This is a genomic window from Paenibacillus sp. V4I5 (assembly GCF_030817255.1).
Taxonomy (GTDB): domain Bacteria; phylum Bacillota; class Bacilli; order Paenibacillales; family NBRC-103111; genus Paenibacillus_E.
In genome coordinates this window covers 2,113,590-2,129,179 of sequence record NZ_JAUSZB010000002.1, presented here as the reverse complement: position 1 = coordinate 2,129,179, position 15,590 = coordinate 2,113,590, and the positions used below count along the sequence as shown (strand labels likewise).

At 47.6% G+C, this 15,590-nt stretch carries 8 protein-coding genes; 7 read left to right on the top strand and 1 reads right to left on the bottom strand.

Translation table 11 applies throughout. The annotated features are described in order from the left end of the window. Window positions 1-285 precede the first annotated feature (285 nt). The 3 genes from QFZ78_RS11675 (at window position 286) to QFZ78_RS38515 (ending at window position 8,603) form a co-directional block, all read left to right on the top strand. Entirely contained in the window at window positions 286-6,039 is a 5,754-nt protein-coding gene (locus tag QFZ78_RS11675) for a LamG-like jellyroll fold domain-containing protein (RefSeq protein ID WP_307547610.1), read from the top strand. Between the two features lie 244 nt (window positions 6,040-6,283). Continuing rightward, window positions 6,284-8,359, top strand: coding sequence for an RICIN domain-containing protein (locus QFZ78_RS11670; RefSeq protein ID WP_307547608.1), 2,076 nt, complete (start codon window positions 6,284-6,286; stop codon window positions 8,357-8,359). 124 nt (window positions 8,360-8,483) lie between these two features. After that, window positions 8,484-8,603 (top strand): immunoglobulin-like domain-containing protein, encoded by a 120-nt coding sequence (locus tag QFZ78_RS38515; protein ID WP_373461024.1) that lies wholly within the window; start codon window positions 8,484-8,486, stop codon window positions 8,601-8,603. 206 nt (window positions 8,604-8,809) lie between these two features. Here the strand turns inward: QFZ78_RS38515 and QFZ78_RS11665 are convergent, their stop codons facing one another. Then, window positions 8,810-9,007 carry a PspC domain-containing protein gene (locus QFZ78_RS11665; protein WP_307547605.1) on the bottom strand — a complete coding sequence of 66 codons (198 nt, stop codon included), beginning with the start codon at window positions 9,005-9,007 and terminating at the stop codon, window positions 8,810-8,812. Between the two features lie 317 nt (window positions 9,008-9,324). Between QFZ78_RS11665 and QFZ78_RS11660 the strand changes: the two genes are divergently transcribed. From QFZ78_RS11660 to QFZ78_RS11645, 4 genes are all read left to right on the top strand, one after another. After that, window positions 9,325-11,562, top strand: a complete 2,238-nt coding sequence (locus QFZ78_RS11660; RefSeq protein WP_307547604.1) for a helix-turn-helix domain-containing protein — start codon at window positions 9,325-9,327, stop codon at window positions 11,560-11,562. 291 nt (window positions 11,563-11,853) lie between these two features. After that, window positions 11,854-12,780: an ABC transporter permease gene (locus QFZ78_RS11655; protein ID WP_307555628.1), complete on the top strand. Its 927-nt coding sequence runs from the start codon at window positions 11,854-11,856 to the stop codon at window positions 12,778-12,780. 133 nt (window positions 12,781-12,913) lie between these two features. Next, window positions 12,914-13,750 carry a carbohydrate ABC transporter permease gene (locus QFZ78_RS11650; RefSeq protein WP_373460384.1) on the top strand — a complete coding sequence of 279 codons (837 nt, stop codon included), beginning with the start codon at window positions 12,914-12,916 and terminating at the stop codon, window positions 13,748-13,750. Window positions 13,751-13,870: 120 nt separating this feature from the next. Next, window positions 13,871-15,565, top strand: a complete 1,695-nt coding sequence (locus QFZ78_RS11645) for an ABC transporter substrate-binding protein (RefSeq protein WP_307547599.1) — start codon at window positions 13,871-13,873, stop codon at window positions 15,563-15,565. The last annotated feature ends 25 nt before the right edge of the window (window positions 15,566-15,590 follow it).

Sequence of the window (15,590 nt, the reverse complement as noted above, 5' to 3'; positions counted from 1 at the left end):
TTACATGAAACCGGAAGAAAGCCATTAATGTCTTCCTCCCGGTTTCAATAACTTTCTGTGCGCATCTATCACCATTAAGCCTCCAGCAAGACACTCAATATCATCGGTGAAGCCACAGTGATCAGTTCATCAAAATCAGGCTTATGAAAAACAAAAAAACATTCCTTACGGCATTAGAAACCCCCTCTACTGCAGGACCTTCATCATCGAAAGGTGCTAATGTCGGCACAACGCAACTGAATTTCAGTTTCTCGTTGATTTTATAAATAAATGGAGGAATGCATAATGAAGGTTCGAAAACGGCTTAGATTTGGAAATAGTCTTAAGCGTAAGTTAGCTATATTTGTTTCCATTTGTTTAATGGCAACGATCCTGCCTTTAGCGGCGGGAGTAGCTGCGGCGGAAACAACAGCATCGATGATTACGGATTATCAACCAACGATTAATGAGACCATCGATGCAAGCGGGTTCAAACATCCCGGTGTCGGACTTACCAAGGATATTCTTGAAAATATGAGGGCACAGGTAAGGGCGCAAAAGGAACCTTGGAATACCTATTTTAATGAAATGCTCAAATCTTCAGCAGCCTCAAAGACCGTCACGTCCAGCAATCAGAGCGGCACTGATCCGACGAAACCAGCTAGTGACGCTTTTAATAGCCAGAGCTTTGATTCTAGATTTATTGCCGATGCTTTGAAGGCTTATACCCAGGCTATTTTGTATGTTGTAACCGGTGATGAGACTTATCGGGCAAATGCCATGCATATTATTCGCATTTGGTCGCAGATGGACCCTGCGAAATACGTGTATTTTACAGATGCGCACATTCACACGGGAATCCCTCTGAACCGTATGGTTACCGCTGCGGAAATCTTAAAGTATACAAGCACCCAAACAGAAGAACTGAAGTGGACGGATAAAGATACCACCGATTTCACGACTAATCTGATCACTCCGGTAATCGAAACCTTTCAGCATACGAATTACCGCTTTATGAACCAGCATCTTTATCCGCTGATAGGAGCTATGGCAGGTTATATTTTTACCGGTAACAAAGACAGGTATAAGGAGGGAGTTGAGTGGTTTACCGTTAACAAGACCGCTGTAGACCAGGGTCAAAACGGCGCTATCAAGCAACTATTCAGATTGGTGGATAAAAATGACTTAACAGGTGAGACGGTAAATCCTCCGGTAGTTCAGCATGTCGAAATGGGCCGGGACCAGGCGCATGGCGCCGGAGACGTCACCAATGCGGAAATTTTGGCGCGTTTATTGCTTGCCCAGGAAACAAAAGTCGATCCGGTAGTGGGGACTGTTTCCACAGCGCCGAATGCTGTAGGCCCCTATGAATTTCTGAATGATCGAATCCTGGACGCTGCTGAATATTTTGCCAAGTTCATGATCGGTTATGATACACCATGGATTCCTGTGGCGGCACATACCGATGTCAATGGAAATCCAACTATCATTTATAAGGAACTGTCACAGCAATACAGAGGAAGATTGACTCAAAATACGTGGGAGCTGTTCTATTACTATAAGTATGTCAAGGGAATCAATATGGAAGAAAGAGCCCCATACTTTACCCAAATGTTCGCAGACCGAGTGTTTTACAATTGGGATGGAGTAGATGGAGGAGGAGATTTCTGGCTCTTCATACCTAAAGCAGCTGAGGCTGAGGGTACAAAGTATCTTGTAAAAACAATAACAGAACCATTGAGAGAGATTGAAGATCGTTACACGGCTTTTGACAGTAATTCTACGACAAAACAAGAGGGAGATACTTCCTTCGCTCAGATCAAGGCGACGGAAGCGGGAAGCAAAATTGCGCTCGTAGGTGCAGGCACCGGCGAGAAAACCATTGGATTCAGGATTCGGACCAATGGGGTAGCCAAACTGGAAATGAGCTATAGTATTAACGACACGTTGACGCTGCCGGATACGAAGGGGCAGTGGAGATATGTGACCTATAAGATGAATGATTTCCAGGGTTTTGGTGACCTTGCGTATTTCAAAGTAATTGGAGCCGGCACTAAGGTTGACATTGACCACCTTAATTATCAAGCAGGAACATTGCTGACGCCTCCGGTATTTTCGTCAGGAAATAAAGCTGTACACTTATTTACCTATGCCGGGTCTCAGGCAACGATCAACTACGATTTCTCCGCAACAGACGCGAGTGCTACCGATGTAGTTACTTATCAGATTGATAATAAACCTGAGGGTGTAGTGTTCAATGAAAGCACCGGCGCATTTTCGTGGAAGCCGACACAAGCCGGAACCTATTCCTTCGTAGTGGGGGCGTCGGACGGAACCACGGTTACAGCGAAAGATGTTATAGTTGTCGTAACCAATGATCGGCAATCGGCAGTAAGCGCAGTAATCGCTCCGTATAATGCCAATATTAGTTATATTTCGTCAACCCTTGATAATTATAATCGAGCGTATGCTGACGTCATGAATCTGATCTCCAGCGCATCCGATGATGTTTTCTATCAGAAATTATCGGACTTGAACAATGCAGTTGAAGGTCTTCAATTATTGACGCCATTGTTAAGCGACGGAAGCATGGATTATTCCAACATGTTCGTTAGTTCAACCTTTGGAACTCAATTACCCAACCTTCTGGATAATTATGCAGGCAGTTTTGCAGGATATTATTTAGCTCAGAATTTGAGTTATTTCATGGATTTTGGGCCTAACAATAAAGTGTCGGCCAATGCCTTCGGGCTCCAGGTAAGAGCCAGTTTCCCCGAACGGGTCGGCGGTACTGCCATTTTTGGATCCAATGATAGAGTGAATTGGACCCGGTTAACGCCTGGTCTGACAACGGTTACGGAAGATATGCAAACACTTGAGGTACAAGATGATCTCAAAAATCAGGAGTTCCGCTACCTGAAAATTCAAATGATTCAGCCGTCGAGCACCATGATTGAATTGTCCGAATTCAGAATTTTTGGAGAGCGCCATGAGATGGTTGATAAAATTCCGGGCACTATTGCCGAAGCGCTGGCGGAAGCGGCGAAGCTGCCTGCCGAAAATTATACGAAACAAAGCTATTATCTGTTCCAGAAAGAATTGGAATATGTGAAGAACGCCGTCGGCAATCCTGATTATACCGAGCAAGAGCTGATTAACGAAATTTATGATGCCCGCAGTTTGTTGGTACCGTACACGACGTCACTGTATTCGCTCGAAGGAAACGCAAAGAATACGTTCGGGTTTTCTTCGTCAACTGACGGAACCGTCTTTGGAACCGCAGCTTACGCACCAGGAAAGGTCGGGCAAGGGATCAGCTTGAACGGCACGGATAGCTACGTTATGCTGCCGGCCTCGCACCCTATGTCCGCTTACAACGAGATCACCCTCGCAACTTGGGTGTATTGGAATGGAAGCAGCCAGTGGCAGCGGATCTTCGACTTTGGCAACAACACTAATCAATACATGTTCCTTACGCCGAAATCGGGCAGTAATAAGCTGCTGTTCGATATCAAGAACGGCAGCAGCGAACAATCCGTGGAAACTGCGCAATTGCCTGCCAATCAATGGGTGCATGTGGCGGTGACGCTGGGGAATGGCACGGCGAAGCTGTATGTGGGAGGCGCGCTGAAGGCGACCAAAAGCGGTTTCACGATCAAACCGAGCGATTTACAGCCTGGCACGAACTACATCGGCAAAAGCCAGTTTGCCGATCCGCTGTTTAACGGCATGATCGATGAATTCCGCGTATACAATCGCGTCTTAAGCGATGCCGAAATTGGGGCCGTGTATAACCAACCAGGAAATGGAGCTGACAAGAGCTTACTTACATTCTTGCTGGATCAAGCTGCTGCAGCAGGCAATGCCGGCATCTATACGGCTGACAGCGTGCAAGCTTTGCAGCAGGCAATACCTGGAGCGCAGGCTGTCGCCTCCGACTCCGGCGCAAGCCAGGCTCAAGTCGACACCGCAGCCGACAGCTTACGCACGGCCTATGAAGGTCTGGTCTATCTGCCGGGCGTTCCGGCGATCGCGCCTGTCATGGATAAAGCCGTCATCGCGGACAATCAGCTCGCCTTCAAGCTTCATCAGTTGAACTCCGTTGCCGGCACCATATTCAGTGTCAGCGGACTGCCGCAAGGAGCGGTTTTCGATGCGGATAAGCGTACCGTCGTATGGATACCGGACAAAACGCAGGGAGGCGTCTATACCGTAACTTTAACCGCGGCAGCGGACGGAGGGACAACTTCCCGCACCGTCAAGCTCACCGTAAAAGGTCAACCGGTCATCGCACCCAACGAAACTGTGGAGCTTGCGTCAAAACAAGCATTTACGTATCAGGTGAATGCAACGGATTCGACGGGTGCGACGCTGACTTACAGCGCAGCCAAGCTGCCTTCGGGCGCGGCACTCAACCCTGTCACTGGCGTCTTCACATGGACTCCGGCTCATGCGAATTACGGCGACAACTTTGTCACCTTTACAGTGAGCAATGGCTTGTATAAGGTCAGCCAAACGGCCCAATTTAAGGTCAATCTCGGCATTTTGAAGCCCGACGGCTACACCAAGGGCAGCTACTACCTGTATGAGAAGGAATTCAAGCGGATCCAAGCTGCGCTCGCTTTGCCTGGTGCCGATAAAGCGGCGCTTGTAGCACAGCTCGCTCAAGCAGAAGCGGCGCTGGTGTCAACAATCACACTCACTGCGCCGAAAGTTGATGTGACGTCTTCGATGGTCGTTGCTTCCACTGTAGCCTGGCCTAACGCCAGCGCAGGGTCGGCCGCAGTGAACGGATGGCGGGCGTTTGACGGCAATACGGGCACCTATACCGATACCACGGCCAACCCAAGCTGGATTCTCATCGATTTGGGTGAAGGCAATGCCAAATCCATCGGCAGTCTCAGGTTCTATCCGAGAAGCAATTTTGTTCCCCGGATCAACGGCTCGATCATTCAAGGTTCGGGCGATGGAACGAACTGGACCGATCTTTATACGATTAACGGCATCGGTGCGTTGGCATGGAATTCAGGCGTGATCACGAATACGACGGCCTTCCGTTATCTGCGCTTCTATTCTCCGGGCGGGAGCTCGAACGTCGCCGAGCTCGAGTTCTACGAGAAGCCGATCGACCGAACCCTGATCAATGTCTTGAATTCGGAAATCAAAGCGCTGAACGGCACGCAGTACGCGGCGAATCAATGGCAAGCTCTACAGAATGCACTCGACAAAATGAATGCTGTGCCGGCTGCCGCGTCTCAAGAGATCATTGATGCGGCTACCGCGGATGTGATTGCCGCGCTGAAGGCGCTGCCGCCGGTGACGACGGCTGCTGTCTCACCAGCTCAGCCGGATGGGCTTAATGGATGGTATGTACACGCTGTAACAGTTAGCCTTAATGTTTATGACAATCTGTCGGGCACAGCCAAAACCGAGTACAGTCTGGACGGCGGCCATACATGGCGGGCTTATACATCGGCGTTAGCGTTCGACAAAGATGACAAATATACCGTGAGCTACCGTTCGACGGACAATGCCGGTAATGCTGAAGAGGCCAAAATAATTAGTTTCAATCTGGATGCGACTCTACCTGCGATTACGGTTTCCGGCGTGGTGTACGGAACGTTCAACGATTCCGGGGATATGACTCCGATCATTAAGCTGAGCGATAACTTGTCCGGAGTTGACGGCAGCAAGACAACAGTCACGCTGGATACGTATGGCATACAGCAAGGAGCGACTATTCCGCTTTATACGCTGCCTCTCGGCTCGCACACACTGGTCGTGACGGCAAGCGACCTGGCAGGGAATACGAACAGCCAGACGATCATGTTCCAGACTACGACAAGCATCCAATCCTTGCAGGCTTTGGTCACTCGCTTTATAAATATGGGATGGATCGATAACCCGGGAATTGCCAAAAGCTTGCAAAGCAAATTGGCTGCGAACAATCTGCCCGATTTCGTGAACGAAGTGCAGGTGCAAAGCAGCAAGCATATCTCTGTGCAAGCCGCAGACTACTTGCTTCGGGATGCCAAGTATTTGTCCGCCTCCGTAAAATGACGTATCAAATTTGCTTAGTATAATAGTCTTTTGTTTTTCAGCTCCCTCTTGTGCAGACAGTATGGAAATAAACTTTCCAATTGTATGAGAGGGAGTTTTTCATACACCCTGATTCGGAAAGGCCGGTATTAGGGCAAAGCAAAGGTGATATTTTGCAAGGGGGGGATGCGATTGGAGAAACGCCGGTAAAGTAGCTGCTGCGAAAAAAAGGCTAATGAATGTTCAAACAAAAAGGAGATGATTTATGATGAAGAAGATGTTAGCGTTTTCAATTATTTTAAGTCTTCTGGTGAGCATGATAGGATATGTTAATAAAGGACAAGCAGCTACTGCCTTTGTACATCCTGGCATCCTGCATACACAGACAGATTTCGACCGCATGAATCAGATGGTTAACGCGGGCACACAGCCGTATCTAGACGGTTATAATCAACTGTTGGGCAGCCCTCTTTCATCATCCAATTGGACCCCGCATGCTACGGATACGATCATTCGCGGCGGTGATGGCGACAATGTATCCTTGTTGTACGTCGATGTTGCCCGCGCTTACCAGAATGCCTTACTATGGAAGATCACCGGAAACACGGCTAACGGCGACACGGCGCGTAACATTCTGAACGCTTGGTCGTCCACACTTACGACGGTCTCCGGCAATGCCGACCGCTATTTGGCTGCCGGACTTTTCGGATATCAAATGGCTAACGCGGCAGAGATTATGCGCGGCTATTCCGGTTTTAACGTGACCCAGATGCAAACCATGCTGTTGGATGTATTTTATAAGCCTCTTAACGAGCGCTTCCTTATTGGTAATGAATACGGCGGGGATCACAACGGCGCATACATCCAAAATTACTGGGCGAACTGGGATTTGGCCAATATGGCGGCGACAGTTGCAATTGGCATTTTCACTGACCGCCGGGATATCTACGACATAGGAATCGAATACTTTAAACATGGCGCTGGAAACGGTTCCATCTATAATGCGATTCCATTCCTGCACCCGGGTGGGCTCGCACAGTGGCAGGAGTCCGGGCGCGACCAGCCGCACACACAGCTGGGCATTGGATTAATGGCTTCGATAAATGAAATGGCTTGGAATCAAGGCGACGACTTATATGGGTGGGCCAATAACCGCTTCTTTCGCGCCGCCGAATACGTTGCCAAATATAACAACGGAGATGATAACGTACCGTTTGCGACCTACGAATGGGGCTCTGGCACAAACGGCGCTGTTCAAACACAAACGGTCATATCGGGCGCCGGTCGCAACGAATTACGTCCGGTTTGGGAAATGATTTACAACCATTACGCAAACCGTAAGGGGCTGTCGGTGCCCAATATTGCCGCACGCGCCCAGCTAATGAGACCTGAAGGCGGCCCTAACACCCAATGGCCTTCGACATTTGACCAGCCCGGACTCGGTACACTTCTCTATACCCGGCCGTCCGGCAGCGGTGGAACTGCAACTCTTCCTGGCGGAAATATTCCCGACGGCACTTATCGTTTCATTGTGCGCCACAACAGCAAGGCTATGGATGCAGCCGGAACAGCAAGTGGTTCAAGTATACAGCAATGGACATCTAATGGGGGAACTGATCAGCAGTGGACTGTGACCCATCTTGGCGGAGGTCAATATAGCGTCAAGAATGTGCAGAGCGGACTATATTTGGATATAGCAAGTGCCTCTTTGGATCATGGCGCCAAATTTAAGTTGTGGACCAGTAATGGCGGAGACAATCAGAAATTTGCTTTTATCCCTGTAGGCAGCGGTTATCATCGTATCACCCCAGTGCATAGTAACAAGCCAGCTGACGTGGAAGGTATCTCCACAGCAGATGGAGCCCTTATACAGCAATGGCGATATACGCTTGGCAGTCATCAGCAGTGGAAGCTCGAACCGATATCAGTAAACGTTCGCTTGCAATCGTATAATAATTCGGACCGTTACGTGCGGCACTCTAACTATCGTGCACGGATAGATGCTAATGTTTCTCCGGCTCAAGACGCACAGTTTAAGATGGTTTCCGGATTAGCCGATTCGAACGGGGTTTCTTTCGAATCCATCAACTTCCCTGGTCGCTTCCTGCATGTCCGTTCCAATGGAGAGGTATGGCTGGATCAGAACGATAGCACGACAACTTTCAAAAGTGATGCAACCTTCCGTCGCGTGGCCGGATTGGCGGATGCCCAAAAATCGTCCTACCAAATGTGGACGGATTCTACCAAATTTCTGCGCCACTCCAATTATCTGATGTATGCTCAGGCTGGATCAGGATCAACGTTTAACGCGGATGCGACATTCACTGAGGTCGCTCCTTAGGCCAAGTATTTTTCCAGAGGGCAGCTTCTTGTAACTCTCTGGAAGAAATATGGATATCGGAGGATGGTAAATCTGCCATCCTCCCTTTTTTTGTGGACTCGGTACAGCCGCCACTTCCTTTAGCTTGCGTACGGAGAAATCATGCATCTACACCATCACGTACACGGCTACCGACAAAGCAGGCAACAAAACAGTAAAAACTGCAACCGTCACAGTGCCGCATGATCAATCCGGCAATAACTAAAAAGCACCAAGTTAAGGGAGGAAGGCATTTGTGCCTTCCTCCCGATTCCAATTTATCCGACTTGGTGCTGTATGCAACCGCCAGCTTCGGTAACCACTTGGCGATCAAGCAAGGAGGAATTTATCATGAGTCATAATGAGGTGAATACAGCGTATGTCATGGGCTATTAAAAAGCGGATAAGAGCTTTAACTCTTATCCGCTTTTTTTATATGTGGCTATAAGGCATTTTCGGAAAAAGGATAGAGCCGATGAAGTAAAGCAGTGTGATGGTTCCAAAGCTGCACAGAGCAGCAAAAACAACGATTAGACGAATGATGGTTGGATTAACTCCGAGCCATTCTGCAATTCCTCCGCAAAGGCCGGTTAATTTACTATCTGTAGTGGATCTGAATAATTTGTTCATCGTATAAGTCTCCTCTCAAATATAAGCATTTTGTATATCTGCTTCGTTCTTATGTCTTTATTGTAGCTTCTTTGAACTTCTACGAAAACGGACCGTTGGCGGTTATGGAGGCTGTACTAAAGTCGGGGATGTTCCACTACTTAAGGGGAGTTTAGGCTTCGACCCTCAGCCCATTGCTGAGGGCTTTTTGCTGTCCAACTAATGGCTATATAGTTCCATTTAGTCTGACATTTTCATTTAGTTTTAATAAGTTCAAAGGGAATAACCTCTGAATAAAGAAATAAACAGTAGCAGGTATTCTAAACGGGAGGCTGAACATGGGAAAAACGTTATTTCATCGGCTGCTGCTTTCGTATATACCAATCTTTTTTATCGTTGTCACGTTTACGTTTTTCGTCTTTTTTCAGCTGCTAAGCGAGCAAAGCCGCAAGGAGGCGCTGAACGCCAACAAAATGCTGTCACTACAGGCGATGCGCCTGATCGATACCTCCCTGAAAGCAATTGACAATATGGTGATGACCGAATCGATTAACAATAAGCAATTGATTGATTTCTTCAATAATGAAGCGAAAGATAACGTTTACATCAATATAAGTGCGGTAAAAAAAATGCAAGATATGATCTCTTCCTATCCAATTATCGATTCGATCTATTTGGTGCGTTTTGAAGACAATTTCGTTCTCAGCAATGCGACAAGCGATCAGCTCAGCAATTATAAGGATGAGCCGTTCATTAAGCGAGCCATGGTTCCACAGTTGTCCAAACACTGGTCAGGCGTTAGAGACTTTGAGCAGTTTACGGTGAAAGGCAGCAAGCCTGTTGTCAGTCTTGTCCGGGGGGCGCCGTTCATAACGAGCGAGAAAGGAATGATCGTTGTCAATGTGGCGACCGATTCTTTGCAAAAAAATATCGCCGACCTGTACGATTCGAAAGCAAGCTTTATCGGGGTTCAGGATGCTTCAGGCAACGATTTGTTTAAAGATGCGAGCTCTAATGAACAAGCAAGGGTATTCTCCAATTACGTATCGAGCTATACAGGATGGTCTTATCAAAGCGGACTTGTCAACGGCAGGGTGTTTCATATCGTCTCCTCGCTATATAATGTGTGGTTTATTATCGGGATCGCGATGATTGTGTTTGGATTCATATGGCTAGTTTATGTGACCAGACGCAATTCCAAACCGCTTGAGCAGATTGTGGCGCGTATTCGTGGTTACCGTCTTCCGCTGTCAGGTAGTGTGTCCAAGGAGGGCGGGGATGAGTTTTCATTCATCGAATCGGCACTCGTAAACATTATTGAGCAGTCGAATCAGTATCAGCAAAAGCACAAAGAAGACATGCATCTTCGAACGAAGTATTTGTTTCATCAGCTCATTGAAGGCGGTACGGGCTTAACGATGGATGAATGGATGGAAGAAACGAGCAGTCTACAGCTTCCGCGCCCTTCCGACGGACAAGTGGTGCTTGTGATCGAAATGGATAAATACAATGAATTTTGCCGCCAATACTCGCGCATAGACCAGAATCTGCTTAAATTCGCGCTTCGCAGCGTCATTCAGGAGCTTGCCCCTAAGCATGAGCTTGAGTTGTGGGCAGAGTGGACTTCCGCGTTTCAGCTTAGCGTCATGGTGTTCGTCGACAGCGAGGAGGAGACCAGCGAGCATTCTGCGATTCTCGAGCTTTTTGAAAGCGTACGTGTGTGGACGCAGGATAACCTTAAGTTTACGGTAACTATCGGTATCGGCGAGCAGGTTGTACAACTTTCCGATGTTGCAAATTCGTATAAAGAGGCGCTTACGGCGCTGAAACACAAAATTGTGCTCGGGGAAAACCGGCTCATTACAAGCAAGCACATCGCAAATCACGGCCAAGCCGAAGTGTTCTCGCATCTGAACGCGATTCGCTCCATTGTCCAGTCGTTCAGACTGCTCGATGACGAATGGATGGCGAAGTACGACGAGTTGTTTGGCGAAATGAAACAGGGGCTGCTGACGAAGGACGAGATTACGAATCTGATGAATTATTTAATTTACTATTTGGGTCGGGAAATGGCGGGCATGACGAAAGAGTTTCAAGAAATATGGGTTCGAGATGGTTTACCAAAGCTCAGTGAAACCATTGATAATTGCCATTCACTCGATCAAATGCGGGAAGAGACTTTAGTCGTGCTGAATAGTCTGGGTACTGTTTTGCAGGAAGCGCAGGAGCAGCGTCTGCATGCAGCTACGATTCGCGATATGCGGAAATTCATCGAAGAGCAATACGCCAATCCGAATATGTCGCTCGATTATCTCAGCTCAAACTTCAACATCAATGCCAAATATGTAAGTAAGCTGTTTAAGGAAGAGACCGGACAGAAGTTCGTCGACTTCCTGATCGATATCCGCATGCAGGTTGCACAGCGTCTCCTTGCGGAATCGCAAGTCTCCATGCAGGAGGTAGCTGAACAGGTCGGTTATACGAGCGCGATCTCATTCAGTCGCGCGTTTAAGAAAGTGGTTGGCTGCTCCCCCAGCGAATTCCGCGAGGAAGCGGCACGTAGGGAGACTGGGTGAAATTGGTTAAGCGGTAGAAAAGAGTTTGCAGAGCTTGTTCACCTATCAGTTTAATAATGATTATCCTGCAGCAGCTCCGGCTATTAACCGGAGCTGCGCGTATTTTTAGGCTATGCGAAAAAAGTTAGGGCCACGATTCTTGTTTCTTGCAGCGTCCTATTATCGCACTCTAATATTAAGATATGAAAGCGCCATCAGCACAGACGAAAGGAGAAGGAGCTAATGTCAATCATCCAAAAGGTAGTAAGGACGTCCATACCTCCAAACCACAGCAAGCAGCATAAAACGGCAATGCCCGGCAGTAAGTCATCTTTAAACATTGTTGGGAAAAAAATGAAGCGTCACTGGCAGTTATATTTGGTTGTATTGCTGCCGCTTCTTTATCTGGTCATTTTTAAATATATACCTATGGCTGGTGTTGTCATTGCTTTCAAAGATTACAACGTCATCAAAGGCATTTGGGGAAGTCCCTGGGTTGGTTTGAAATATTTTGAACAATTTTTTGAATCGCCGAATTTTTGGTTGTATATGAAGAACACACTCGGCATCAGTACGTACGGTTTGCTTGTCGGATTTCCGGCCCCGATTCTACTGGCGCTGGCTTTGAATGAAATACGCAACGGATTTTTCAAAAAGAGCGTGCAGATGGTCACTTACGCGCCTTACTTTATTTCGACGGTTATCATGGTATCTATTCTTATCGTAACACTGTCGCCGAACGTCGGAATCATCAGCAAGTTTCTGCAAATGCTCGGTGTGGAAAACACAAACTTCATGGGGATCCCCAGCTTGTTCAAATCGATCTATGTCTGGTCGGATGTTTGGCAGTATACGGGTTACGGTGCCATCATTTATATAGCGGCTCTGTCAGGTGTTAACCCTGAATTGTATGAATCGGCTAAAGTGGATGGCGCGTCAAGACCTCAGAAGATCATCCATATCGATATCCCTAGTCTTATCCCGGTTTCTGTCATCCTGCTCATTTTGAATTTAGGTAACATTATGAAGCTTGGCTTCGAAAAAATATATTTGATGCAAAATCCACTCAACGTCAGCACGTCGGAAGTCATTTCGACCTATGTGTACAAGGTGGGTCTGCTTAGCTCCAGCTTCAGCTTTTCGGCAGCAATCGGCTTATTCAACTCGGTCGTTAACCTGATTCTTCTCGTGGGTATCAATTATTTGGCAAAGAAGCTGTCTAATTCGAGCTTGTGGTAAAAGACGGCGAGACAAGAACCGATGATGCGCACAATTCCAGAGTGTCAGTCCGTAGTAAGGAGGAGTATATGTGTTAAAAACATCAACGATTCAGGAATCGCGGGGCGACCGGTTGTTTCTGCTAGGCATCTACATGCTATTAACCGTGGTGCTGATAATCGTCCTGTTCCCGCTCATTTTCATCATCAGCTCATCGTTTAGCTCGCCGCAAGCTGTCGTATCCGGTAAGGTGTGGCTGTTTCCGGTCGATTTTACGCTGGAAGGCTATAAAGCAGTGTTCCGCAATCCGCAAATCGTATCCGGTTACTCGAATTCGCTCTTTTATGCCGTCGCCGGTACGGCCGTCAATGTTGCATTGACCGTTATGCTTGCTTATCCGCTGGCCAGAAAAACATTCTACGGCCGCAATTTTATTATGGTACTCCTAGTCATCACGATGATGTTCGACGGAGGACTTATCCCGTTCTATCTGGTCGTGAAAAACCTGCATATGCTCGATACTCGCTGGGCGATGATTTTACCAGGGGCGATGGCGGTGTTTCAGGTTATTGTCGCCCGCACCTTTTTCCAGACAACAATTCCCGATGAGATCGCTGAAGCGGCTGAACTTGACGGCTGCAGTGACATCCGCTTCATTACCAGTATCGTGATTCCGCTCTCTAAACCGATTCTGGCAGTGCTAACGCTGATGTATGCTGTCGGCCATTGGAACGCTTACTTCGATGCATTGATTTTCCTGAAATCGCCGAATTTATTCCCTCTGCAAATCGTGTTGCGCAACATTCTGATTCTGAACACCATCGATCCGACCATGGTGTCCAAAGTTGATCAAATGTTGGCTCAGCAGGGGTTGAAGGACTTGCTCAAGTATTCGCTTATCGTTGTTGCGAGTGCACCTGTACTGATCATTTATCCGTTCGTGCAGAAGCATTTTGTTAAAGGCGTCATGATTGGTTCATTGAAAGGGTAGCGCTATAGCGTCCAAGCAGCCCAATTAACATGAAAGGTGGTGGTGAGTTCGTCGTGCAGCTTAGATCACTTCATTTGGGTTCAAATGATAGGGTTCGATAAAACGGGAGGAGTCGTCTATATGAAAAAATGGAATAAAGCTTACACGGGTACGATGGGGGTAGCATTAAGCTTATCGCTCGTTTTGAGCGCTTGCAGCACAGAATCAGGTACGCCAGCGGCAAACACACCTTCAGGTAGTGCGCCTGTCGCTAGCGATGTGTTCTCACCTGTAGGAGAGTATCCGATCGTAAAGAAGCCGATGTCGATCAAAATGTTTGCACCTCAGCTCGCCAGCATCGAGAATATGGAGACCAATACATTTACCAAATACGTTCAGGACAAGACAAACATTCAAATTAAATGGGACCTCGTACCTGACAAAGCGCTTAACGACCGCAAACAACTAATGCTGGCAAGCGGCGATTATCCAGAAGTGATTTTACATGGGTCCTTGACCAAAGACGAGCAGATGAAGTTCGGCAAGCAGGGTGTGTTTATTCCGCTGAACGACTTGATTGATAAATATGCGCCGAACTTCAAGAAAGCGATGGCCGATCTGCCATATCTGAAGAGCTCGATCACGGCGCCAGATGGCAACATTTATGCGCTTCCGCAAATAAACGAATGCTATCACTGTAACTACGCCCAGAAGCTTTGGATTAACCAGTCTTGGCTTGATAAGCTCGGGCTGAAAATGCCGACAACGACGGATGAGTTTTACGAAGTGCTGAAAGCGTTTAAGGAAAAAGATCCGAACGGCAACGGTAAAAAAGACGAAATTCCGCTTACGGGTTCCGACGACATGTGGGCAGGCAACATCTCCTCCTTTTTGATGAACTCGTTCATAATCGACGACCAGGTGGATAAAGACAGTGGCACATTCCTCCAGTTGAAAGACGGCAAAGTGGATTTGGTCGCCAATAAGGCAGAATGGAAACAGGGATTGTTGTACCTGAACAAGTTATATAAGGAAGGACTGATCGATCCAGCGTCATTTACGCAAAATTCCGACGCGATTCAACAGTTGGGCAACCGTCAGGATGCAAATGTGATGGGAGGCATTACAACGGCATTGATCAGTTACGCGCACTCGCCGGATGAAAAGCACCCGCGACATAGAGACTACGTAACCGTTCCTCCACTCAAAGGACCGAACGGTGTGCAGCAAGCAGGGTATTTTGCGGGAGTGGGCAGCTCGCAGATGGCGATTACGAATAAAGCGACGAAAGAACAGCAAATTGCCGCAATCCGTTTGGCCGACTATTTGTACACGGAAGAAGCGATCGTACTTCAAGAGCGCGGTCCGGAAGGCCAAGGATGGCGCAAAGCGAAGGACGGCGAGCAGGATATGAACGGCAAGCCGGCGAAATATGCCATTATTCCAAAAGCTGAAACCAAAACGACGCACAACGATGGTTGGGAGCAGATCGGTCCATCTCTCCGCACGTTCCAATATCGCGATTCGTGGGCAGCTCTTCAAGATCCGTTTGCAGAAGGCGCATATGAAGTTCGACTAAAGCGTGAATCGGCGAAGTATGAACCTTTCCAATCGAAGCATATGTACCCGTCTAGCGTGTTCATCGCACTGGAAGATGCGGAAGTGGCAGCTCAACTGAAAACGACAATCCGCGATTACATTAAGTCCAACATGGCACAGTTCATTACGGGCAGTAAAGACATTGAGAAAGATTGGGATAGCTATGTAAAAGGTTTTGACGGTCTGCAGTTAGGTAAGTATATCGAAATCTATCAAAAGGCAATTGCCAAAAAGTAACTATTATAGCTTCCTTATGTTCCGC